Source organism: Psychrobacter sp. APC 3279, assembly GCF_030407795.1.
Lineage (GTDB): Bacteria > Pseudomonadota > Gammaproteobacteria > Pseudomonadales > Moraxellaceae > Psychrobacter.
In genome coordinates this window covers 1-746 of record NZ_JASDCR010000048.1, presented here as the reverse complement: position 1 = coordinate 746, position 746 = coordinate 1, and the positions used below count along the sequence as shown (strand labels likewise).

The following is a 746-nucleotide window of genomic DNA, read 5'->3' as shown; positions in this document are numbered from 1 at the left end:
ATTCAAATCACTGTGATAAGATAGTCGGCTCGCTAGATAGCTTAACCGGAGACGGATTGGCTAGATGGCAGAAGAAATACCCTATATATCAGTTACTGGACGACAGTGATTGAGACTATTTAAAAGCTAAAATCAAAGAACAACTTGTGTGGATTTTTGCTGATTTAGAATGCTAAAAATTAAAGTTGGGACTTACTCTTTTCGGGTAAGTGACTAACTATAAAAATTATCATTCTTTATTAGTAAAGAAACTCGAAGTTAATTCATTATATGAAACATACGGAAAGCAAATTTGCTAGTAACGAATGAGCCAAGTTTAGAAGTCTCTTTAAAGGACTTCATAGCAAGATTAAACTGAAGAGTTTGATCATGGCTCAGATTGAACGCTGGCGGCAGGCTTAACACATGCAAGTCGAGCGGAAACGATAGTAGCTTGCTACTAGGCGTCGAGCGGCGGACGGGTGAGTAATACTTAGGAATCTGCCCAGTAGTGGGGGATAGCACGGGGAAACTCGTATTAATACCGCATACACCCTACGGGGAAAAGGGGGCGCTTGCGCTCTCGCTATTGGATGAGCCTAAGTCGGATTAGCTAGTTGGTGGGGTAAAGGCCTACCAAGGCGACGATCTGTAGCTGGTCTGAGAGGATGATCAGCCACACCGGGACTGAGACACGGCCCGGACTCCTACGGGAGGCAGCAGTGGGGAATATTGGACAATGGGGGAAACCCTGATCCAGCCATGCC

The 746-nt window shown here is 45.0% G+C and carries 1 rRNA gene; it reads left to right on the top strand.

Annotated elements, in window-relative coordinates:
• Window positions 1-351 precede the first annotated feature (351 nt).
• Window positions 352-746: ribosomal RNA gene (locus QL898_RS13755) — 16S ribosomal RNA — on the top strand; the annotation flags it as partial.